Here is a 22,382-nt window from a genome sequence, read left to right as displayed (position 1 = left end):
GCGACACTGGGTGCCACCCCTCTCCGCCTCGGGTCCTAGGACCGGCCTCGGCCCCGGGGCCGATGTGGTGCCGGGGGCGTCCGGGCTAGCGTCGCCACTGTGGCTCACGTATTGAAGACTCCCCCGGCCCCGCCTTCCTCCCGCCACCCGTCCCCGGATGGGCATGCTGACGGGGTGAGCAACGACGAGTTCCGCGCGGCGATGTCCCGTCTGGCGGCGGGCGTGGTCCTGGTGACGGCGCGCGAGCCGGGCCTGGACCCCGACGACCCGGACGCCCCCGCGGGCGAGGACGTGGGCATGACGGCGACCGCCTTCCTCTCCGTCTCGCTGGACCCGCCCCTGGTCATGGTGAGCCTGCGCGAGGGCTCCCGGATGGACGACCTGCTCGCCGAGCAGCCGCTGTGGGCGGTCTCGGTGCTCGCGGAGAGCCAGCGGCACGTCGCGGGGCGTTTCGCGATGAAGGGCCGGATCAGCGACCGGCTGCTCTTCGAGGACATCCCCTACGTGCGGGGCACGGAGTCCGGCGCCCCGCTGATCGGCGGCGCGCTGTCGACCCTGGAGTGCCGCACGGAGCAGACGGTGGCCGCGGGCGACCACACGCTGGTGATCGGCCGCGTGTTGACTGCGTCGCTGCCGGCGGGGGAGGGCGGGCCGCTGCTGTACTTCCGGGGTAAGTACCGGCAACTGGGCTGAGCCCTGACCCTGCGTCGCCCCCGTAGGGGCCGCGGAAGGCCGCGGACGCGACTGCGGCTTGTTCGTGGTCGCTCGCGCAGTTCCCCGCGCCCCTGACGGGGCACCAGCCCCCCGCCCCGTAGGGGGCGCGAGGAACGGCGCGCTCAGCCCGCGAAAAGCCGCAGACGCGTCTGCCGATGTCCCGGCAGACGCGTCTGCGGCCCCTTTGTGGTCGCTCGCGCAGTTCCCCGCGCCCCTGACGGGGCCCTAGCCCCAGCCCTGCCCGGAACGGCCCCGCTTCGTCTCGCTGCGCTGCTTCTTGTTCCGGAGCCTTCGTTCGTTGATGCCCCGCGGGACCTTGGTCGCGCGCCGCGGCTTCGGTGGTGGGGCGGTGGCCTCGGCGAGCAGGGCGGCCAGCCGGGTCGCGGCCATCTCCCGGTTCCGCCACTGCGAGCGATGCTCGCTCGCCCGTACGCTGACGACGCCGTCGACGAGCCGGGAGCCGAGCCGCTCCAGAGCACGCCGCTTCCACACCTCGGGCAGCGCGTCGGTGTTCGCGAGGTCGAACCGCAGCTCCACCTGGGAGTCGCTGGTGTTGACGTGCTGGCCACCCGGCCCTGACGACCGCGAGAAACGCCACATGAGCTCGGCCTCGGGCAGGGAGACGGAGCCGCGGATGACATGGGGACCGGACATGTCCCCCATGGTCCCGCGTCTGTCGGGCTCACGTCACGCCCTTTTAGGGGAACGTAAAGAAAGTAAAGCCATGCGGAACCTTGGGGACCCCGGTCGGCGTTGGTACCAGTGAAGGTAGCTTCGTCCCCAGTACGAAGCCCGTACGCACTGACTTTTCACGCGGTGCGTCGTAAACGAGGGAAGGGACTCCCAACAATGGCAGTAAGCCTGTCCAAGGGTGGCAACGTCTCGCTTACCAAGGAGGCTCCGGGCCTGACCGCCGTCACCGTGGGGCTCGGCTGGGACGTCCGCACCACCACCGGCACCGACTTCGACCTGGACGCCTCCGCCATCGCGGTGAACACGCAGGGCAAGGTCTTCTCCGACCAGCACTTCGTCTTCTTCAACAACAAGGCGACGCCGGACCAGACCATCGTTCACACCGGTGACAACGTCACGGGCCAGGGCGAGGGCGACGACGAGCAGATCAACGTCAACCTCGCGGGTCTGCCGGCCGACATCGAGAAGATCGTCTTCCCGGTCTCGATCTACGACGCCGAGAACCGCTCGCAGAACTTCGGCCAGGTGCGGAACGCGTTCATCCGCATCATCAACCAGGCCGGTGGCACGGAGCTCGCCCGCTACGACCTCTCCGAGGACGCCGCCACCGAGACCGCCATGGTCTTCGGCGAGCTGTACCGCAACGGCGCGGAGTGGAAGTTCCGCGCCGTCGGCCAGGGCTACGCCTCGGGCCTGGTCGGCATCGCCCAGGACTTCGGCGTCAACGTCTGAGCCGACAGCTCCGGCTGATCACGATCCCCAGAGGGCCCCGGCACGTGTGCCGGGGCCCTCTGGCGTGCGCGGAACCACGGCGGTCACCGGAAAGCCCCAGAGAGCCACTACTATGATTTCCGTAATAGTCCGTGGACCCGAAGAGAAGGGTGGAGCATCCGTGGCCGCCACCGCGTGGACCCGCGCCGCGCTGCCCCTGTGTCTGCTCGGCATCCTCGACGGCGAGGAGAAGAGCTACGGCTACGCCCTGCTCGGCCGCCTCGCCGACGCGGGACTCGAAGGAGTCAAGGCCGCGACGCTCTACCCCGCGCTCACCCGCCTCGAAGAAGAAGGCGCCGTGGCCGTCGAGTGGGGCGCGGGCGAAGGCGGCCCCGGACGGAAGTACTACCGGATCACCGAGGAGGGGCGGGCGAGGCTGCGGCGTGACCAGGCCGCGTGGGGTGACTTCACCCGGACCGTCGCCTCGCTCCTCGGCAAGGGGGACGACAGTGGGCAAGACTCGTACGGCTGAGCTGGACTGGGCCCGCGAGGAGGACCAGGAGTGGGCCGACACCGTCCACGTACGGCTCGCGCTCGACCACGACGTGCCCCTCGGGCTCACCGAGGAGGCGCTCGCCGAGGCGCACCAACTGGTGCGTGAGGCCGGGCTGCCGGCGCACGAGGTGCTCGGCGCCCCGGAGGCGTACGCGTCCGCCGTCGCCGCCGAGCGCGTCAGCGAGGAGCACCGGGCCAGGACCGACGCGCACGGCATGACGCCGGGCGAGGGCGTCCGCGCCGCCTTCGGAACGCTCGGGTGCGTCGGGTTCGTCCTGTGCGTCCTGTACTGGATCGAGGACGGGCTGTGGGTGACGGGCAGTTGGGCCTCGGTCGCCATGAGCTCGACGGTCGTGGCCGTCGTCTCGCTCGGCGCCCTCGCCCTCGGCGCCCGCGCCGCCGGCCGGATCCGGGGCGTGTGGGGCATGTGGGGCTTCCTCGCGTGGGCCGCCTGCGCCCTCGCCGGTGGGGCCGCCGTCGCCTCCGCCACCCCCGACCGGCACTTGTTCGACGTGCCCGTGCCGGTGCTGATGGCGGGCTGCGCCGCCTGGGCCGTCGGGGCCTACGCGTTCCCGGACGCCACCCTCGACCGCTGGTTCACACCGCGTCCGCACGCCGACGACGAGCAGTGGCTGGCGCGGCTCGAAGGGCTGCTGCGCGGACGGCACGCCATGCCGGCCGCCGAGGCGCGCGGCCATGTCCGGGAGGTGCGGCAGCATCTCGCCGGGGGGACGGGCGGCGAGCGCGCCGAGGACGTCTTCGGTGACGTCGAGGTGTACGCCATGCGGCTCGCCGAAGGGCCCCGCAAGCGTCAGCGGCTCGCCCGCCGCAAGCTGTACCGCGCGGCCGCGCTGGCCGGGATGTTCGCCGTGCTCGCCGTCGACGAGGCCCTCGAAGCGGGCCGCTTCTCGGGCTGGGTCGCCTGTTACGTGGGCGCGTCCGGCTGCTGGCTGTGGACCATGTTCGCCGAGTGGCGCGAGGCGCGCGGACAGGCCGGGGCAGACCCGTCCCGCTAGCCTGCCGCGCATGATCCTCGAACCGCTCACCGCCGTCGACGGAGCCCTGCCCGGTCACATCCTCACCGAGGTGACCGGGCTGTACGCGGCGAACCGGGACTTCTTCGCGCTCAGCGGGGACTTCCCCGACCCCGACGGCATCCGCGTCGAGCAGGTCGCCAAGGCCCTCGCGGACGAGCTGGCCCACCCCGACGCGGAGGTGCTGCTCGCCCGCTCCGAGGGGCGGCTCGCCGGTGTCGTCATCACCCTCGCCCGCCATCCCGATCCCGCCGATCCCGACCCGTGGATCGGACTGCTGATCGTGGCCGCGGAGCTGCACCGTACCGGCGTGGGCCGGGAGTTGGTGCGCCTCGTCGAGGACCGCTTCCGGGCGGCGGGGCACGCGGCGGTGCGTCTCGCCGTCCTGGAGAACAACCCCGCCGCCCTGCGCTTTTGGACCGCGCTCGGCTATCTCGTCATCGGGCACCGCGAGGACCGCGCCCTGCACCGGCCGTGCGCGGTCCTGCGCAAACCCCTGTGAGCACGCCTCAGGGGTGGTCGGGCTTGCCCTCGCCGTACAACCAGTCGCCCCAGATCCGGCTGACCTTCTCGCGCGCCTCGTCGCTGCCCGCGTGCTTCTCCACGTACTCGGTGAAGTCCCTGGTGTCCGCGTTCTTGTGCCGGTACGTCTTCGCCCAGCCCTGCACGATGTCGTAGAACGCGTCGTCGCCCACCGCCCGGCGGATCTTGTGGATGACCATCGCGCCGCGCTCGTAGACCGGCGCGTCCGAGATGTGCGCGGCGTCCGTCGGCTTGGCGGGCGGGAAGTCCCAGATCGCCTCGTTGTCCTCGGAGTCCTCGTAATAGTCGCCCTCGTACAGCGCGTCGAAGGTGTCCTGCGCGCTGTCGCCGCCCTGGTCCTCCTCGTACAGCCACTCCGCGTACGTCGCGAAGCCCTCGTTGAGCCACATGTCCCGCCAGGACCTCGGCGTGACGGAGTCGCCGAACCACTGGTGGGCGATCTCGTGGACGATGAGCCCGGTCTCCGGGGGGCCGGGGAAGACGGGCCGGGTCTGCGTCTCCAGGGCGTACGCGGCGTCCTCCTCGCGGTCGACGATCGCGCCGGCCGAGGAGAACGGGTACGGCCCGAAGTTGTACTCCGCCCACTCCAGGATGTCCGGGATCTTCGCGAGCGCCTTCTTGCCCGCCTTCGCCTGCGAGGGGTCGACGGCCGTGATGACCGGCAGCCCGTCCTCGGTCGCCGTCGTCTTCATCTCGTACTCCCCGACGGCCACGGTCGCCAGATAGCTCGCCATCGGTTCGGCGCTGTGCCAGGCGAAGGTGGTGCGGCCGTTCTTGGTCGACTCGCGCGTCAACTCGCCGTTGGAGACGGCCGTCAGCCCCTTGGGGACGGTGATCACTATGTCGTACGAGGCCTTGTCGCTCGGGTGGTGGTTGCCGGGGAACCACGCCATGGAGCCGGCCGGCTGGCCGAGCGCGAGCGCGCCGTCCGCCGTCTTGAGCCAGCCCTCCTCGGAGCCGTCCGCGTCGGTGATGGTCTCGGGGGTGCCGGAGTAGCGGACGGTCGCCACGAACGTCTCGCCCCGGTCGAGTTCGTCGGCCGGGCGGACCCGCAGCTCCTGGCCCGCGCGCTGGAAGCGGGCCGCCTTGCCCTCGACGGTGACCGCGGAGACGTCGAGGCCCTTGAGGTCGAGGTTGAAGGAGCTGAGGTTCTTCGCGGCGCGGGCGGTGATCTCGGCGGTGCCGGTGAGGTGGCGCCCGTCGGGGTCGTAGCCGAGGGTCAGGCCGTAGTGCGTGACGTCGTAACCGCCGTTGCCCAGCTTCGGGAAGTACGGGTCGCGCACGCCGTCCGCCCCGGGAGTGCCGTCCACACCCGCGCCGGCGCACCCGCTGACGGCGACGAGCAGCGCGAGGGCGCAGGCGACGGTACGGGGACGGGGCACGGTGGCGGCTCGGGCGGCCGGAGATCGCAGGTCCACGCCGGTGATCTTATGCGGCAATTGTTCGGTGTTGGGCCGGCCGGCCCTGACGCGGTGCCCCCGACGGGAAGCCCGGAGACCACAAACCCCGGGCGCCTGGGGCACCGCGAGGTCAGCGGGCGAGGGCTGTCACGCCCGCTCGCGCGAACTTCTCGTCCAGGTCACCGCTCGGGGCGCCCGCGACGCCGATGCCCGCGATGGGCGCGCCCTTGGCGGTCACCGGGGCGCCGCCCGCGAGGAACAGCGTGCCGGGGATGTCCTTCAGGTTCGGGGCCTGCTCCAGGCGCTTGGCCAGCTCGGAGGTGGGCGCGTTCCAGGAGACGGCGGTGTAGGCCTTCTTCTCGGCCGATTCGTACGACTGCGGACCCGCGCCGTCACCGCGCAACGTGACGACGGTGTTGCCGTTGCGGTCGACGACGGCCACGGTGACGCGCTGGTTCTCCTTCTTCGCGGCGTCCAGCGCGGCCTGCGCGGCCTTCGTGGCGGCGGCCACCGTGAGGTGCGTGGAGTGGGTGAGGTTCTTGTCGCCCGCGTCGGCGGTGACGGCGGCCTTGGTGGCGGCGTCGGGGGTGCCGGCGCTGGCGGAGACGGCACCGAGGGTCCCGGCACCGAGGGCGGCGACGGCGACGGCACCGGTGAGGACGCGGGTACGGCGGGAGAGCTTCTGCATCGGGACTCCTGGTGGTGTGGACTGCCTGACGTGTGGTGACGCCTCAATCCTCAGCCGGGACCCACCCCACACCCCTCGGCGTACCGGCTGGGAGCCGGACGCCACCCGGCCGACAACGGGGTCAGCCGATCGGTTGACCCGAGCGTGGCCCCGCCGGGCCACAATGAGGATGTTCGCCCAGTTCAGCGCACGCGTCACGGCATCACGACGAGAGGGTGGCCCACAGTGGACCGACACAGGCCGACCCCGCACCCGCCAGGCCCGGCCTCAGCTCCAGTCACCCTTCGCTCCCACCCGACGGGCACCGCACCCGACCCCGACGCCCGCTGGCTGGCAGCCGTCATGCACGCCGCGTTCTTCCTCCTCCTCGGCGCCTCGCTGGCCCGCTTCCTGCTGCGGCACCCCGGTGAGCCGCGCACGCCATGGATCATCGCGCTCTCGGTGACACTCGCGCTGCTGTACGCCCTGCCGTCCCCCGTCGCCGCGCTGACGCGCAAGGACCCGGCGTCGTACTCCTCGGGACCGGCGCTCGGCGCGGCGCCGGGTACCCGCCGCCTCCTGTGGCTCGGCACGGTGGTCACGGTCTGGGTGGTCCTCGTCGTGCTCGCGCCGAGCTTCGCGTGGTGCGCGGTGCCGCTGTTCTACACAGGGCTCCGTACGCTGCCGACACGCGCCGCGCTCGCCCTCGTGGCCGCCCTGACGGCGTTCGTCGTCGCGGCGCAGCTGGAGCTCGCGGGCCGCTTCGACCCGAACCTGCTGCTCGCGCCACCGGCCGTGGCGGCGGTGGCCGCCGCCGTCTTCGTCCACATGCAGCGCCAGGCGGCACATCAGCGCAGGCTCATCGACGACCTCATCCGCACCCGCCGCGAACTGGCCGCCACCGAACGCCGCGAGGGCACCCTCGCCGAACGCCAGCGCCTGTCCATGGAGATCCACGACACCCTCGCCCAGGGCCTGTCCAGCCAGCAGATGCTGCTCCAGGCCGCCGACCGCCTCTGGGACACGGACCCGGCCAGGGCCCGCACCCACATCCGTACCGCCGAGTCGATCACGGAACGAGGGCTCGCCGAGGCCCGCCGTTTCGTGCACGACCTGGCGCCCGCCGACCTCGCGGACGGCGGCGGCCTCGCCGAGGCCCTGCGGGCGCTCGCGGAACGGGAGTCGGACGCGAACCTGACCGTCCGCTTCCACGCGGAGGGCGCCCCGGTGCCGCTGCCCGACCGGGTCAGCTCGGCGCTGCTGCGTATCGCACAGGGCGCGCTGGCCAACGTACGCGAACACGCGGCCGCCACCACGGCGGCGCTGACCCTGACGCTCCTGGACGACCAGGTGGTCCTGGACGTGGCGGACGACGGCCGCGGCTTCACACCACCCGCGGCGGGGGAGGAGGCGGCAGGCGTACGAGGCCACGGCCTGCCCGCGATCCGCGCGCGGGCGGGCCAGCTCGGCGGCACACTGACCATCGAGTCGGCGCCGCGCGAGGGCACGGTCCTGTCCGTATCGATCCCGTTGGAGCCCCCGTCATGAACGTCATGAACGCACCGCGTCGGCCGGTACGTCTCCTGGTCTGCGACGACCACGTGGTCGTACGCGCGGGCCTGCTCGCCCTGCTCGGCAGCGCGCCGGACATCGAGGTGGTCGGCGAGGCGGGCACGGGCGAGGAGGCGGTCGCCCTGGCCGCCAAGCTGACGCCGGACGTGGTCCTGATGGACCTCCAGCTGGGCGAGGGCATCGACGGCGTGGAGGCGACGCGACGCATCACCTCACCCTCTCCCGGCGCCCCGCCCCACGTCCTGGTCCTGACGACCTACGACACGGACGCGGACATCACGCGGGCGATCGAGGCGGGCGCGACGGGTTACCTGCTGAAGGCGGAACGCCCCGAGGAGCTGTTCTCCGCGATCCATGCCGCGTCCCAGGGCCGCACCGCGCTCTCGCCGCCGGTCGCCTCCCGCGTCATGGCCCGCATGCGGGCCCCGAGGCCCACCCTCACGGACCGGGAGCGCGACATCCTCGGCCAGCTCTCGCGGGGCCTCGGCAACCGTGAGATCGCCCGCGCCCTGTTCATCAGCGAGGCCACGGTCAAGACCCACCTGGGCCGGATCTACGACAAGCTGGGCGTCGACACGCGAGCGGGCGCGGTGGCGGTGGCGAAGGAGCAGCGGCTGCTGCCGTGAGGGCGGCTCCGGCGTGACACCATCGACCCGTGCTCGACATCGGCTACGCCCTCTCCGCCCGCTTCCCGGACCCCCCTGAGCTGGACTACGGCCGGGCGGACGTCCACACCCTGCGTCACGACCTGTTCTGCGGGGACGTGTACCTGGCGGACACCAAGGCGGACCGGGAACTGTCCACAGCCTGGGGATGGGTTCCCGTACTGGACTTCGCGTGGGCGCTGTGCGACATCGTGGAGAGCCTGGACAAGGACCCGCTGGGCAGCCGGGCCTCCCGCCCCCAGTACGCGGAACTGGACTTCACGGAGTCCACGGACCGCATGCTCTTCGCGCGCCGCTTCGGCTGGGTGGACATCGAGGCGGACTGGATGGACCCCGAGGAGCCCCCGCTGAGCTTCTCCCACGCGGAGTTGCGGCGTGAGGCCCGCGACTTCCTCCACGACCTCATCGCGGACCTGACGGACCTCCACGACTCCCTAGCGGACAACCCCGCGATCTGGTCCCTCCAGTCCCGCTACCCCCGTATCCCCCCAGCAGGAACCTGACCGCCCCCGGCGCCCCCCAACCCGCCGCTCCGCGCCGAACATCCCCACCCACCCGCCCGTCACTCGGCATCGAGACACCGAGACACCGAGACAGGGACAGGGAAGGCCGACCACCCCCCGCAGCCAAACGCGCCCCGAGCCAAACAAGCCCCGCCGACGCCCCGCAGCGCCTCGCGCGCACCCGAGGCAGGACATGAGCCCCCGACGACCCGCAGACGCTCGCGCACCCGAGGGGACATAGGGACGACGACAGCCCGCAGCCGCCCGCGCACCCGAGGGCACGTCGGGCGGGGGCTCCGGGCACATGAGCCGCCACGCCCCACAGTCACCCACGCGCCGGAGGGAACACGGGGGCGACGACGGCCCGCAGCCGCCCGCACTCCCGAGGGAACACACGAGCCAACGACGGCCCGCAGCCGCGAGCGCGGCCGAGGGGACGTGGGGGTATGTGCGCGCGGAGCACAGTGGTGGTCACCAGGGCCCCGAAGCAACAAAACGCCCGCGCCAAGATGGCGAGCACGGACATACCCCCGCGGCCCCGCCCCCAAGACGCACCCCAGGCGAAAACCGGCACCCCCACCGGCCCACACCCAAGGCGACCACCGGCTACTCCCCCACCCCAGCCACCCGCACCCCCACCTCCGCCGCAAACCCCGCCGCCAACTCGATCAACTGCTCAGGACTGATCACCGCCCCGGCCAACGCCCCCAACCCCCGCGCAACATCCAGCTCCCCCACCGCCCGCAGATCCACGTCCTTCATCCGCACCCCACTGAAGTCCACCCGCCGCAGCACACACCCCCGAAACTCCACCCGCTCCAAGGACGCGAGCCCGAAGTCCGGCTCCACCAACACGCACTCCTCGAAGATCACATCCCGCAACCGCGCCTTCCGCAGATTCAGATAGTCGATCTTCCCGCCCCGCACCACGACCCGCTCCAGCACACTCCCGTGCAACTGCACGCCACCGAGCCGCGCGTCGACCACCTCCACATCCCGCAGCGACGCCTCCGCGAGATCGGTCCCCACCCCCCGCAACCCGGTCAGCACGGAGTCGACGAACCGCGCCCGCGCCAGCCGGGTCTCACCGACCCCGCACCCCGACACCGCGCAGTCCATGAACAGCGCCCCGCCCGCGTCCTGCCCCCCGAGTTCGAGCCCCCGGAACTCGACCCCGTCGTAATCCCCGTCGGGCTCCAGCTCCCCGCCCCCGAAGGGCCGCAGCGGCGGCAACCGCACCTCGGCCCGCCGAGCCTCCTTGACCACGCCCCCGCGCGCGGCACCCCGCGAGCCCTTCGCCACCTTCGCCTTCTGAGCCATGCCCCCATCGTGCCCGCCACCACTGACAACGCCACAACGCCCGCCCGTCCACCCACGTCCACCCACCCCACGCCCCCCGAGGGATGTCACATCCCCCCACCCCCCACCCGTCCACCTCATGAAGGGAACACCAGAACCCACAACCGACCCCGCACCCCGAGGGAGCCCCCGCAATGCCCCAAGCCACCCACCTGACCATCATCGGCGGCGGCTTCGCCGGCCTCACCGCGGCCATCACCGCCGCCGAGGCCGGCGCCCGTGTGACGCTGCACGAGTCCCACCACACCCTCGGCGGCCGCGCCCGCACCTCCGAGGGCCCGTACCGGACGAACGAGGGCCCGCACGCCCTCTACAACGGCGGCCCCCACTGGACCTGGCTCAAGCAACGCGACCTCATCGGCCCCCTGGCCCCCCTGCCACCCCTCGAAGGCACCCGGCTGCGCCTCCACCACCACGGCACGCTGCACCGCGTACCACCGCTCGCCATGCTCAAGCTGCTGCGCCGCAAGCCCGAACAGGCCCCGGTGGACCAGGATTTCGCCACGTGGGCGACGGCCCAGGTCGGCGAGGAGGGCGCACGCGCCGCCGCGCACTACGTCGCCGTGGCGACGTTCCACCACGACCCCGGGTCGCTCTCCGCCCGCTTCGTACAGGAACGCCTGCGCCGCGCGGCGAAGCTGCCTCCCGAGGCGCACTACCCCCGGGGCGGCTGGGCCTCGGTCATCGACCGCATGGCGGCGCTCGCCTGGAACCTGGGCGTACGCGTGGAGACGCTGGCCCGCGTCGACAGCCTCGCCGACGTCCCCCGCAACGGCCCGGTCATCGTGGCGACGTCCCTCGACGCGGCCCGCCGCCTCTGCGGCGACGACTCCCTGCGCTGGGAGAGCGGCCGCACCGCCCTGGTCGACCTGGCGTTCCGCACCCGCAAGGGAGACGCGTTCGCGGTGTCGGACCTGGACCGGACAGGCTGGGTGGAGCGATTCACCGCCCAGGACCGCACGCTGGCCCCGGCGGGCGAACAGCTCGTCCAGGCCCAGATCCCCCTCTCCCCCGCCGAGACGAAGGCGGACGGCGTGGCCCGCGCCGAACACCTGCTCGACCTCGGCTTCGACGGCTGGCGCGAACGCCTGACGTGGCGCCGCGCCTCGGTGGCGAACGGCCGTACGGGCGCACTGGACCGCCCCGGCACGACCTGGCGCGATCGCCCGAGGATCGACCGGGGCCACGGCGTCTACCTGGCGGGCGACCAGGTCGCGGCGCCGGGCCTGCTGTCCGAGGTGTCGTTCAACAGCGCGGTGGAGGCGGTGACGCTGGCGCTGACGAGGTCGAGGCTCGACCTCAAGTCCGCTTCGGGCTGACAGCCGGAGCCCCGAGGTCACGCGGCCGAAATCCACTCGTCGGCACAGCATCCGGGAACTACCGTCCGTTATATGGATATGGAACCTGTCCAACCCCCCACCCAGTCCACCCAACCCCCTGCCCAGCCCACTCACCCCCCTGCCCAGCCCACTCAATACCCCGCCCAATCCACCCACCCCTCCATCCGATTCGGCGACATCCCCGAGGCGGCGATCGACCGCGCCCTGTCCCTCGCGTACCTCGTCTTCCACGAGAGCCCGCAGGACGAGAAGCGCAAGCACCACCGCGACCTGCTGCTCGGCTGCGTCCGCGTCGGCGCCTACGACCAGGGCGAACTGGTCGGCTTCCTGGCGGCGCTCCCCTTCACCATCTCGGTGCCGGGCGGTGAACTGCCCTGCCCCGGCCTGACGTTCGTATCCGTGGCACCGACGCACCGCCGCCGCGGCGTACTCACCGGGATGATCAGCGAGCTGTTCGGAAAGCTCGTGGCCGACGGGGCGCCCATCGCCGCGCTGTGGGCGTCGGAGGACGCGATCTACGGCAGGTTCGGCTTCGGCCCGGCCACCCTCGGCAACACCGTGGAGATCGACTCCCGCCGCCCGCTGGCCCTGCGCATCGCCCCGGACACCCGCCCGCTGCGCCTGCTCGACCCGGCCGACGTCCCGGACGTGCTCGGCCCGTACCACGACCGCACTCTCACCGAGCGCCCCGGCCGTCTCGCCCGCACGGAGGCCTGGTGGCGCGAGGAGTGGATGGTGGAGGAGGACGAGGACGACGACGAGCTGTCACCGCCCCGCGTCGTCACCCTCGGCGACCCCGGCGGTCCGATCGCCGGTTACGCGATCTACCGCACCCGGACCCGCGACGACGCCCCCGGCCTTGTCCGCCTGGACGACCTGGAGGCGGACACACCGGCCGCCGCGGCCGCCCTGTGGCGCTATCTCGCCTCGATCGACCTGACGGGCGTGATCCGTGCCTGGGGCCGGCCCCAGGACGACCCGCTGCTCCTCTTCGCCGCCGACCGCGACCAGGTACGCGTCACGGGCCAGTTCCCCGGCCTGTGGGTCCGCCTCGTCGACGTACGCGCCGCGCTGACCGCCCGCTCCTGGGCGGCCCCGGTGGACATGGTCCTCGACGTGCGCGACGACCACGTCCCCGCGAACGCAGGCCGTCACCACCTGACGGCGACGGCGACGACGACCACGGCAGACGGCCACGCCACGTACGAGAGGACGGACCGCCCGGCGGACCTCACCCTCGACATACGCGACCTGGCCGCCTGCTACTTCGGCGGGACACCCGTGGAGTCCCTCGTCCGCGCGGGCCTCGCCCAGGAGCACACACCGGGCACGGCACGGGCGCTGGACGCGGCACTCCGCACGGCCCTGCTGCCGCACACGGTCGACGAGTTCTAAGGGGTCACGACCCGAGCGCGGTGAGCGCCTCGTCAGTCAGCCGGTACACGGTCCACTCGTCCTGGGGCCGCGCGCCGAGCGACTTGTAGAAGTCGATGGAGGGTTCGTTCCAGTCGAGGACGGACCACTCCAGCCGCTCATAGCCGCGCTCGACGCAGATCCGGGCGAGCTCGGTGAGGAGCGCCTTGCCGTGCCCGCCGCCGCGCGCCTCGGGGCGCACGTACAGGTCCTCCAGGTAGATCCCGTGCACGCCGCGCCACGTGGAGAAGTTGAGGAACCACAAAGAGAAGCCGACCACCTCACCGGACGCGTCGTCCTGCGCGATGTGCGCGAACGCCGCGGGCCGCTCGCCGAACAGCGCCTCGCGCAGCTGCTCCTCCGTGGCCTTCGCCTCGTCGGGCGCCTTCTCGTACGTGGCGAGGTCGCGGACCAGGGCGTGGATGACGGGGACGTCGGCAGGTGTGGCGGTACGAATCATGGGGGCAGGCTAGCCAGCGGCGGCCGGCCGGGGTCAACGCCGTCTCACCAGCCGGGCGTCCGCCCCACCGGGGGCAGGGCCCCTCACCGACCCAACAACCGCCGCGCGACCTCCATGTGGTCGGGCACCAGCGGCCGCCCGTCCTCGATCTCCCACAGCGCGTTCTGCAGCACCCGCCCGAGCGTCCAGGCGCGCGCCCGCTCCCGGTCGAGCCCGAGGACCTCGGTCATCGCGTCGAACCGCCACAGCACCTCATCGGGCTCGAACCGGTTGTCGAGGGCGGGCCACAGGTCGAACCCGGGGTCTCCGGCCAGCGGCTTGGGGTCGATGGCGAGCCACGGCTCACGCTCGCCGGCCAGGACGTTCTCGAAGTGGAGGTCCCAGTGGAGCAGCCGGTCACCGGCCTCGCCCAGCACCTCGCGCACCGCGCCCCCGCACCGCTCCACGAGCGTGCGCTCGGCCGGGTCGGGGATCGACTTCAGGGCGCCGGGCAGGTCGTCGACCATCCGCGCCGCGATGTCGCCGAGCCGCCGCATGCCGGCCGGAGCGGGCCCGGCGGTCAGCCGGGCGAGGAGCCGGGCGAGGACGAGGACGGCCTCACGGGTGTCGGCCATCGTGGACAGCATCCGCCGCGAATCCAGACGTTCGAGCAGCATCGTGCCGGTCCCGGCGTCGTGCTCCAGGAGCCGCACCGCCCCGTCCCCGTCCCAGATCCGCAGCGCGACCGGCTCCCCCTCGGTCTCCTCGTCGAGCACCTGGAACTTGACCGCGGCGGGCGTCCCGTCGGCGCGCACCACGGGCAGCACGAGCGCGGCCATGCCGTGCATCGGCTCCCCGTCCGGCGTCAGATCCCACCGCTCGACGAACTCCCGTACACGCGCGGGCAGTACGTCGATGAAGGCGCGCCCCGCGGCACCGGCGTACAGGTGCTGCGAGGCGACCAACTCGTCCGGAACACGAATGTCGATCACGCCCGGCACGCTACCGAAGACCGTCCGGTCGGCGTCAGGAAATTCCGGCCGCCTTCAGCTCCTTGGCGAACGCCGCCTGATCGTAGAGCGAGTCACCGGAGGCCTTCTCACCGTCGATGAGGACGGTCGGCGTGCCCTCGATCCCGTCGTCGGTGAAGGCCGTCATCGCCTCACCGACCCACTCCTTGTACGTCCCGTTGGTCACCGCCTTGTCGAAGGCGGCGCCCCGCAGCCCGTCGACCTTGTCGGCGATCTTCAGCAGGAAGGCGGGGGTGTAGGCGTCGTCCGACTCCTCCTCGGGCTGGTTGGCGAAGACGGCGGCGTGGTACTGCGGGAACTTGCCGGCCTCCACCGCCGCCCGCAGCGCGTTGGCCGCGTTCACCGAGCCGCTGCCGCCGAGGTTCTTGTCGAGGAACGAGGCGATCGTGTACTCGATCTTGACCTTGCCGTCGGCCACCGGCCCCACCAGTGCCTGTGCCCCGCCCTCCTCGAACTTCTTGCAGAACGGGCAGCGCGAGTCCTCGTACACCTTGACCGTATGCCCGGCCTTCGGGTCGCCGACGGTGATCACGCCGCCCTTCACCGAGGCGGCGACGTCCGCGAGCCGGGTGCTGGACGCCGGCGGAGCCTTCGCCTCGGGGGCGCCTGCGTCGGGAGCCTCGGAGCCGGGGTCCTTGGACTTCGGCGCGGCGGAAGAGGTCTTGTCCGCTCCGCCGCCGTTGTCACCGCCGTCGGGACCACAGGCGGACGCGGTCACGCCGATGAGTGCCGCGGCGGCCACCGCGGTGGCGACGCGCACGGTCCTGCGTCCGGCCTTGTGTACGGCCATGAGTTGAGCCCTCCCAGTTTGCGACACGTACCGCTCAAAGTATCGGAACCCATCCCGCGCCACCCCCTGCCCACCGCCCCCACCTGCGCAGTACCGTCCGCCCATGAGCAGCAGCACGACCCACACGGACAACGCGAACGGCCCGGTCAACGGCGGCATATCGTTCTGGTACGCGGACGACGGCCTGCCCACGGCGCGCGAACCCCTGACCTCCGACGCCACGGCGGACGTCTGCGTCGTCGGCGGCGGCTACACCGGCCTCTGGACGGCGTACTACCTGAAGAAGGCGGCGCCCTTCCTCCGCATCACCGTCCTGGAACAGAAGTTCTGCGGCTACGGCGCCTCCGGCCGCAACGGCGGCTGGCTCTACAACGGCGTCGCCGGCCGCGACCGCTACGCCAAAGTGCATGGCCACGAGGCAGCGGTCCGCCTCCAGCAGGCCATGAACGAGACGGTCGACGAGGTCGTCCGCACCGCGGCACAGGAGTCGATCGAGGCGGACATCCACCGGGGCGGCGTCCTCGAAGTCGCCTATACACCCGCCCAGTTGGCACGCCTGAAGGCCTTCCACGAGACGGAACTCTCCTACGGCGAGAAGGACCGCACGCTGCACGGCGCCCGCGAGACCGCCGAGCGCGTGCGCGTCGCGGGCGCCGTCGGCTCCACCTGGACCCCGCACGGCGCCCGCCTGCACCCGGTGAAGCTGGTCAAGGGCCTGGCCCGGACCGTGGAGGCCCTCGGCGTGACGATCCACGAGTCGACACCGGTCACGGAGATCAAGCCGAAGCACGCCCTCACCCCGTACGGCACCGTCCGCGCCCCCTACGTGCTGCGCTGCACGGAGGGCTTCACCGCCTCCCTCAAGGGCCAGCGCCGCACCTGGCTCCCCATGAACTCCTCGATGATCGCCACCGAGCCGCTGACCCCCGCCCAGTGGGAGTCCATCGGCTGGGAGGGCCGCGAGACCCTCGGCGACATGGCCCACGCGTACATGTACGCCCAGCGCACCGCCGACGGCCGCATCGCGCTCGGCGGCCGCGGCGTCCCCTACCGCTACGGCTCGAAGACGGACAACGACGGCCGCACCGGCCCCGCCACGATCGAGGCCCTGCACACCATCCTGACCCGCTTCTTCCCCCAGCTCACCGGCGTCCGCGTCACCCACGCCTGGTCCGGCGTCCTCGGCGTCCCCCGCGACTGGTGCGCGACGGTCACCCTGGACCGCGCGACGGGCCTCGGCTGGGCGGGCGGCTACGTCGGCTCGGGCGTCGCCACCGCCAACCTCGCCGCCCGCACCCTGCGCGACCTGGTCCAGCAGGACTCGGGCCAGGCGGGCCCCACCGACCTGACGACCCTCCCCTGGGTCAACCACAAGGTCCGCAAATGGGAACCGGAACCCTTCCGCTGGCTCGGCGTCCACGGCATGTACGCCACCTACAACGCGGCCGACCACCGCGAACGCACCACCCACACCACGACGTCCTCCCGCCTGGCCCGCCTCGCGGACCGGGTGGCGGGCCGCCACTGACCCCGCACCCCCCTGAACACACGAAGGCCCAGGTCACCTCGGGTGACCTGGGCCTTCGCCCCACGGAGCCCCCTGTCGGATTCGAACCGACGACCTACGCATTACAAGTTGTCCGATCTTGGTCCAGAGCCGTCCACGGGTGTCCGCCGTGAGACTCGCATTCCTGGTCAGAGGAGCTTCCAGACTCCACCAGACGTCGTCGGACCACCCCGAAACGAGCGGTGATTGAGACCGCAATTGAGACCATGACTTCGAGTCCCGAAGCAACTGCGGCGAGTGCCTAACCTCCAGCCGATGCACCTCTCACCTGCTGCGATGGTGCGCAGAGGTCCGTGATCGTCCGCCGTTGTTCGTCGGCGTTGTCACGCAGTTAGACACTCACCGCTGATGCCTCCTGGGGGCGTGCGGAGGAGCAGCATCTGATCCGTAGCTCTACAGAGATCGGTCAGCGGAGGTCATAGAGGGCACCGTTCGGCTCCTGGGAATGGTTGTCGATCGTGAGCGGTTGCGGGGGTCGCTGTACTTCGTTGCTGTACCGCTGGCTGCGAGGAGCACGTAGCGCTGCGGTCGCATAGAACCTTTGATCTATTTTGATGGCGTCCTCAGACCATTGTCAGTGGCGGGCCGTAGCATCACTTGATGGTGACCCTGTGGCACGCAGATGCTTGCAGCGGACGCGTGCTGTACAGCCGGGGCCAGCTAAGAGAAAATACGCAGGGGTGGGCAGCCCAACGAAAGCAGGGGGGAAGTCATGGCACGCGTCTCCGAGTACTACAGGTTGGGACGAACCCAGGGCACGCTTGATTTTGTAGACGTGGACACCGTAAATGACATTCGAGTATACGTAGATCCTGGGCTGATCCGGTATCTTGAGGACGACTGGGGCAAGCAATGCCTCAAAATGCTCGAAACCTTCTTCGATAGCGTGCTTGATTCCGTTCGCTCGAACGATAAGCGGCGAACGGTTTACCTGCTTAGCCAACTTCGGGAACCCAATGAGACGCACCTGGGCATCTCGCGTGGCCCGAGTGCAGGCAGGGGTTTCGGAAGCAAAATGGGGGCCGCGTTCGCGCAGAAGCTCGCGGAAAGTGAAGCTGCGAAAACTGGGCTAATCCAAGACCTCGAAGATACGGCATTCTTTATCGACAGTGTCGACATGGACATCGTCTCCGACATCACGACAAATATTATCCGCGGCCCGCTCATCACCTACACCCAGCAAATGGCGGAACTTTTCGATATCCCTCTGGAGGAAGATGTCGTGAGCGGACCGGTTTGGAACCCCAACACCTTGGAGTGGGAGAACGGCTTTACGGAACTGCCGACCCCCGATGGAAATAAGTTGCTCCTGGTGCCCAAGATGATCGTACGTCGCTCCATGCATATGTCTCGCAGCGAGTATTATCGGAACCATTTGGTGCCAGTGCTTCAAGAAGAGGAGGCCAAGGTCGCCCTTAGGGGTCTCGCAGATACAGTTCGCTCCCGCAGCAAGGTCATTGTCACCAAAAAGCAGATCAAGCAGAAGTACGGCAGCACAAAGCCTGACGTCACGCGCGAAACGCTTAAGCGGCCATCCGTGTATGAGCACTACCGGGCCATTAAGAGGGAAGTGGCCCCCCAGCCACTGTCCCACAAGGAACTGTCTGACACGGCTGACACGCCAATGCCCGACTACGAGCAGCTACTGCAAGCAGTTCTAGACGTTCCGCCGGGCAAGCCGGACGCAACGCGCTACCACGATGCCGTCGAAGCCCTGCTGACTGCCATCTTCTACCCCTCACTCTCTATGTCGGACAAGGAGAGTGAAATCCACGATGGGCGCAAGCGGATCGACATCACATACACAAATACTGCGAGGGACGGATTTTTCCGGTATCTGACTCGGCACCGGATTCAAAGCCGGTATGTGTTTGTCGAGTGCAAGAACTACGGCAAAGACGTCACTAACCCGGAGCTTGACCAACTCTCCTCTCGGTTTTCAACGCTCCGTGGCGAGTTCGGTATCCTTTCTTGCCGCTCATTCAAAGACAAGGACCTCTTCCTGCGCCGCTGCCGCGACACTGCCAGGGACGGGCGTGGTTACGTCATTGCTCTCGATGACGAGGATCTCAAAAGGCTTGTAGCGGACGTCTTGGCCGCCGTGAAACCTGCCCCCGTCGACCTGGATGGCGCCGAACCTGAGCCAATCCGCCGCGTGTCTGACTATCCGCTGCTCCATGAACGGCTCAAGCAATTGCACGGTTAAGTCGCTGCCCTCCAACACCCACCACTTAACCCAGCTTCCATCCCGTCCGCCGTCGACCCACACACTGTGGAGCGGGCGCGGTGCCGGGCGTCCAGGTGGAGCGCGCCACTGTACGAACGACCTGGACGCCCGGTGCCGTGTCTGATCGGCTCTGCCTGGGTCGACGGCGGACAGGATGGAAGCTCCCCTACGCACGCCCCTACGGGCCCGCGGCCGGAAGCGGTGCCCCCGCCCGTCCCGGTGCCGGCCGATCCCCCGCCGGAGGCATCAGGCTCTGACCGTGTCCGTGCGGACGGTGCTCAACTCATGGCTGCCGGGCCCTACCCATACGTGGGCGCGCGTCGGCGCAGCGCGGGCGGAGCGGGCCGGAGGCAGGAGCGTCGCCCGCGGCGGAGCCGGGAGCGCGCCCGGCGGAGCGGAGCGCAGCCGGGGCTTGATGAGGCAGGGAAAGTTGTATCGACAACTCAGCGTTCCCAATAGGCACGGCCGCAGGCGCTGCGCCATGCCCCGCTACGCTGGTACGCACCACCTCAGAATGGAGAGTGCGCCGCAGATGGGGCCGAAGACAGCCAAGGTCTACGAGACGATTCGTGCACGACTCGCCTCTGGCGAGTACGCCCCCGGCGACAAGATGCCCTCAGAGCGAGCCCTCTCGGAGGAACTCGGCATCGGTCGGACGGCGCTTCGGCAGGTGTTGGCCCGGCTCCTGGCCGAAGGTGCTCTAGAGGTTCGGGGACGGAGTTCGTACCGCGTACCCGGCGCCGTGAGCGTCACGACGCCTGATGGGCTAGAGCCGTGGCGCATCCATGGGGAGCGAGATCTTTACGACAACCGCTGGGTCAAGCTCCAGCTCTGGGATGTTGAGCCACCTGGCCTGGAGCGCTTTGAACACCATGTGGTGAAGCTCCACCACGTGGCCATCGCAGCGGTTCTGGACGATCAAGACCGCGTGCTGATGATGTGGCGGTATCGCTTCGTGCCGCAGCAATGGGGCTGGGAGCTTCCTGGCGGCATCGTGGATGAGGGGGAGGACCCCTCAGAAACGGCGCTGCGGGAAGTCGTGGAAGAGACGGGCTGGCGGCCGAAGTCCGTGGAGCACGTCGTCACGTACCAGCCCATGGTGGGCATGGTCGACTCGCCTCACGAGATTTTCGTGGGTCACGGGGCCGTACAGGTCGGTGCCCCAACGGATTTGGAAGAGGCAGGGCACATCGAGTGGGTTCCCCTTACCGACATCCCCGGGCTGATGGCCCGTGGTGAGCTGATGGGCTCAGGCACCCTCGTGGCACTCCTGCACATCCTGGCGAGCCGCGGCAAGCAAGGAGCTACAGCCGCGCGCTGAGCATGTCGACGCGGCGGCGTTGCCGCACCGACCCGGTGCGGCTCGCCAGCAACCGCGCTTGCCGTAGGTGGGTGTTCGCGTCGTCGTACTCGGCTCTCGTCAGATGCGCTTGCGCAAGGTCTGCATGGAGTCCGGCTTTTGCTCGCACAAAGGATGGGTCCGCCACCTCAAGTGCGTCGTACAGGCTGGTGACAGCGTCCCCGTCGCCGAGCAGAGCGAGGACGTTGCCGTGCCACCGGGTGAGGTGTGCGCCGTTGAGGAAGATGCTCAACATGTCCGGGTCGCGGTCCTCGGAACCTGACGGAATGCTCGCCGCGGCCGCGTCGAGCGCGCGTCGGCAGTCATCCGGCATTCCGGCATGGGCGCACATCTCCGCTTCCGCCGCAAACAGCCATGCCCGCAGACGGGGGGACCCTGCCTGCCCGAGAGTGCGTTGGGCGTCGCGAACCAGGTCGACGCCGAGCGCCGGCCGACCGGCCTCGCAGAGGACGTACGCCTGCTCTGCCATTGCGTGCGCGAGGTACATCGGGGCTTCGGCATCACGTGCCGCCCGCTTTGCGAGTTCGTAGTGTCGCCAGGCCCGTTCGACTGCTCCCGAGTCGATGGCCTGCCACGCTGCGAGGGTGGACGCCCCTGCGAGTGCAAGCGCGACGGGACGACGTGTGCTTGGAAGCACCGCGAAGTTCAGTGCGTCTTCGAGGGCACTGAGGTGCCCCGTCATCTGGTCTACGAGCCCGGACGCGCCAATCTGACGGTCCATGGTGCGCAGTAGCTCAGTCTGATCATTGAACGTCTTCACCATGGATTCGCCAACGCTACTGGCTGAGTCGATTCTGCTCAGCAGGTCGTCGTATCCATCGGCCATCGACGGGCCGACCGCAGGTGAACCACCGCGCAGCTCCCCGTCCGTGACCCCGAGAAGTTGGCGGAGCATCGCTGCATAGCGGTCCGAGATGGTGCGCTTGCCGTTCTCCCACTCGGACACGTAAACCCGCAAGCTCGCGGTTGATGCAACGTCTGTGACATGCCGTCGGGCGTATTGCTCAATCTCGCGAACCAGTCGCTCCTGAGACCAGCCGCGCGCCTTCCGCGCCACCCGAAGTCCTGTGCTCACGGCCACCGCCTGGCGATAGGTCCACTCGCTGACTTTCCCAGCATGCCCCACATTACCGCAGGTCAACAGGGGTTAACAGGACGGGAGTTAGGGCCTGTTGGCTACCGATTCCCCCACCCAGAGCGGTCTTGTAGAGGTGCACCACGGAGGGCAAACGCCGCTCGAATCGGGCGAACACCCTTGACTCTGGTGCGCACCAGATGCTTACCTTCTGGTGCGCACCAGATCGGGAGGTTGCCTCTGATCCGTAGTGCGCTGAGCAGAGGGCGAGGGCTTGCAGTCCCTGCTTGACCTGCACAAACGTCCGCCGGACTCGCTTGCACGCGGTTCCAGCGGCAGGGGAGACGTAGAAGTCCGTCGTCTTCACGGATCGATCGGTGTCATCGGCTAAGCCGTTGGTCTGACCCTCGGGCGTACACCCAGGGACCGGATCAGCGGGGACCCCGGTGATTGGGCTGCACCCGGTCCATGACAGGTAGCCATTCCAGGGAGATCGACTCAGCGAGTGACGACTGAGCGACGCGGTGACCGCGCGCCGTCCAAAGGAGGCGGAGCAAGGCGCATACGGGAGCCGCGAGACGACAGTGACGGGCAAGCCCGTCACTCGTCATGCGGGCAGGGCGCCGACCAGATATCTGCGGCCTGCCCGTTTGATGAGGGATCTTCGAGCTTCTTTCCTTCTACGGCGCGCGCCCCGGAGCTGGCACTCCGGGGCGCTATTCGG

General features: G+C 70.1%; 21 protein-coding genes. 13 read left to right on the top strand and 8 right to left on the bottom strand.

Annotated elements, in window-relative coordinates; all coding sequences use genetic code 11:
• Positions 1 to 201: 201 nt before the first annotated feature.
• A complete protein-coding gene (locus ACF062_RS30340; protein WP_392143017.1) occupies positions 202 to 693 on the top strand; it encodes a flavin reductase family protein in 492 nt (163 codons plus the stop codon).
• 246 nt (positions 694 to 939) lie between these two features.
• Here the strand turns inward: ACF062_RS30340 and arfB are convergent, their stop codons facing one another.
• Entirely contained in the window at positions 940 to 1,377 is a 438-nt protein-coding gene (arfB, locus tag ACF062_RS30335) for an alternative ribosome rescue aminoacyl-tRNA hydrolase ArfB (protein ID WP_320590607.1), read from the bottom strand.
• A gap of 186 nt (positions 1,378 to 1,563) precedes the next feature.
• Here arfB and ACF062_RS30330 point away from each other — a divergent pair, with 186 nt between their 5' ends.
• The 4 genes from ACF062_RS30330 (at position 1,564) to ACF062_RS30315 (ending at position 4,209) form a co-directional block, all read left to right on the top strand.
• Complete coding sequence (locus ACF062_RS30330; protein WP_392142827.1) at positions 1,564 to 2,139, top strand: TerD family protein; 576 nt, start codon at positions 1,564 to 1,566, stop codon at positions 2,137 to 2,139.
• A gap of 160 nt (positions 2,140 to 2,299) precedes the next feature.
• Positions 2,300 to 2,650, top strand: a complete 351-nt coding sequence (locus ACF062_RS30325; protein ID WP_223775353.1) for a PadR family transcriptional regulator — start codon at positions 2,300 to 2,302, stop codon at positions 2,648 to 2,650.
• Entirely contained in the window at positions 2,628 to 3,689 is a 1,062-nt protein-coding gene (locus tag ACF062_RS30320) for a hypothetical protein (protein ID WP_392142826.1), read from the top strand. Before ACF062_RS30325 ends, ACF062_RS30320 begins: the two co-directional genes overlap by 23 nt.
• A gap of 10 nt (positions 3,690 to 3,699) precedes the next feature.
• Entirely contained in the window at positions 3,700 to 4,209 is a 510-nt protein-coding gene (locus ACF062_RS30315) for a GNAT family N-acetyltransferase (protein ID WP_392142825.1), read from the top strand.
• Positions 4,210 to 4,216: 7 nt separating this feature from the next.
• Here ACF062_RS30315 and ACF062_RS30310 read toward each other — a convergent pair whose 3' ends face one another.
• The gene (locus ACF062_RS30310) at positions 4,217 to 5,632 is read right to left on the bottom strand and encodes a M1 family metallopeptidase (protein ID WP_392143016.1); all 1,416 of its coding nucleotides are present in this window, start codon (positions 5,630 to 5,632) and stop codon (positions 4,217 to 4,219) included.
• A gap of 148 nt (positions 5,633 to 5,780) precedes the next feature.
• Positions 5,781 to 6,338, bottom strand: a complete 558-nt coding sequence (locus tag ACF062_RS30305) for a heme-binding protein (protein WP_392142824.1) — start codon at positions 6,336 to 6,338, stop codon at positions 5,781 to 5,783.
• Between the two features lie 342 nt (positions 6,339 to 6,680).
• Between ACF062_RS30305 and ACF062_RS30300 the strand changes: the two genes are divergently transcribed.
• From ACF062_RS30300 to ACF062_RS30290, 3 genes are read left to right on the top strand one after another with little or no spacing between them, the layout of a single operon-like run.
• A complete protein-coding gene (locus ACF062_RS30300) occupies positions 6,681 to 7,865 on the top strand; it encodes a sensor histidine kinase (RefSeq protein ID WP_392143015.1) in 1,185 nt (394 codons plus the stop codon).
• A 5-nt stretch (positions 7,866 to 7,870) separates the two neighbouring features.
• A complete protein-coding gene (locus ACF062_RS30295; protein WP_392143014.1) occupies positions 7,871 to 8,515 on the top strand; it encodes a response regulator in 645 nt (214 codons plus the stop codon).
• A 29-nt stretch (positions 8,516 to 8,544) separates the two neighbouring features.
• Entirely contained in the window at positions 8,545 to 9,057 is a 513-nt protein-coding gene (locus tag ACF062_RS30290) for a hypothetical protein (protein WP_392142823.1), read from the top strand.
• 606 nt (positions 9,058 to 9,663) lie between these two features.
• On the opposite strand, the gene ACF062_RS30285 is transcribed toward ACF062_RS30290, so the two are convergent.
• Positions 9,664 to 10,377: a pentapeptide repeat-containing protein gene (locus ACF062_RS30285; protein ID WP_320590602.1), complete on the bottom strand. Its 714-nt coding sequence runs from the start codon at positions 10,375 to 10,377 to the stop codon at positions 9,664 to 9,666.
• Positions 10,378 to 10,550: 173 nt separating this feature from the next.
• Between ACF062_RS30285 and ACF062_RS30280 the strand changes: the two genes are divergently transcribed.
• The gene (locus tag ACF062_RS30280) at positions 10,551 to 11,735 is read left to right on the top strand and encodes an NAD(P)-binding protein (RefSeq protein ID WP_392142822.1); all 1,185 of its coding nucleotides are present in this window, start codon (positions 10,551 to 10,553) and stop codon (positions 11,733 to 11,735) included.
• Between the two features lie 72 nt (positions 11,736 to 11,807).
• Positions 11,808 to 13,151: a GNAT family N-acetyltransferase gene (locus ACF062_RS30275; protein WP_392142821.1), complete on the top strand. Its 1,344-nt coding sequence runs from the start codon at positions 11,808 to 11,810 to the stop codon at positions 13,149 to 13,151.
• 4 nt (positions 13,152 to 13,155) lie between these two features.
• On the opposite strand, the gene ACF062_RS30270 is transcribed toward ACF062_RS30275, so the two are convergent.
• From ACF062_RS30270 to ACF062_RS30260, 3 genes are all read right to left on the bottom strand, one after another.
• Positions 13,156 to 13,629 (bottom strand): GNAT family N-acetyltransferase, encoded by a 474-nt coding sequence (locus ACF062_RS30270; RefSeq protein ID WP_392142820.1) that lies wholly within the window; start codon positions 13,627 to 13,629, stop codon positions 13,156 to 13,158.
• Positions 13,630 to 13,712: 83 nt separating this feature from the next.
• Complete coding sequence (locus tag ACF062_RS30265; RefSeq protein ID WP_392142819.1) at positions 13,713 to 14,609, bottom strand: aminoglycoside phosphotransferase family protein; 897 nt, start codon at positions 14,607 to 14,609, stop codon at positions 13,713 to 13,715.
• A 25-nt stretch (positions 14,610 to 14,634) separates the two neighbouring features.
• Positions 14,635 to 15,429 carry a thioredoxin domain-containing protein gene (locus ACF062_RS30260; protein ID WP_392142818.1) on the bottom strand — a complete coding sequence of 265 codons (795 nt, stop codon included), beginning with the start codon at positions 15,427 to 15,429 and terminating at the stop codon, positions 14,635 to 14,637.
• Positions 15,430 to 15,532: 103 nt separating this feature from the next.
• On the opposite strand from ACF062_RS30260, the gene ACF062_RS30255 reads away from it, so the two are divergent.
• From ACF062_RS30255 to ACF062_RS30245, 3 genes are all read left to right on the top strand, one after another.
• Positions 15,533 to 16,957 (top strand): NAD(P)/FAD-dependent oxidoreductase, encoded by a 1,425-nt coding sequence (locus tag ACF062_RS30255; RefSeq protein WP_392142817.1) that lies wholly within the window; start codon positions 15,533 to 15,535, stop codon positions 16,955 to 16,957.
• A gap of 751 nt (positions 16,958 to 17,708) precedes the next feature.
• Positions 17,709 to 19,202 carry a hypothetical protein gene (locus ACF062_RS30250; RefSeq protein WP_392142816.1) on the top strand — a complete coding sequence of 498 codons (1,494 nt, stop codon included), beginning with the start codon at positions 17,709 to 17,711 and terminating at the stop codon, positions 19,200 to 19,202.
• A 553-nt stretch (positions 19,203 to 19,755) separates the two neighbouring features.
• Entirely contained in the window at positions 19,756 to 20,544 is a 789-nt protein-coding gene (locus ACF062_RS30245; protein ID WP_392142815.1) for an NUDIX domain-containing protein, read from the top strand.
• On the opposite strand, the gene ACF062_RS30240 is transcribed toward ACF062_RS30245, so the two are convergent.
• Positions 20,528 to 21,658: an XRE family transcriptional regulator gene (locus ACF062_RS30240; RefSeq protein WP_392142814.1), complete on the bottom strand. Its 1,131-nt coding sequence runs from the start codon at positions 21,656 to 21,658 to the stop codon at positions 20,528 to 20,530. The two genes, ACF062_RS30245 and ACF062_RS30240, sit on opposite strands and share 17 nt — an antisense overlap.
• Positions 21,659 to 22,382: the final 724 nt, after the last annotated feature.

Source organism: Streptomyces sp. NPDC015345, from assembly GCF_043078805.1.
Classification (GTDB): domain Bacteria; phylum Actinomycetota; class Actinomycetes; order Streptomycetales; family Streptomycetaceae; genus Streptomyces.
This window is presented reverse-complemented; position numbering and strand designations above follow the sequence as displayed.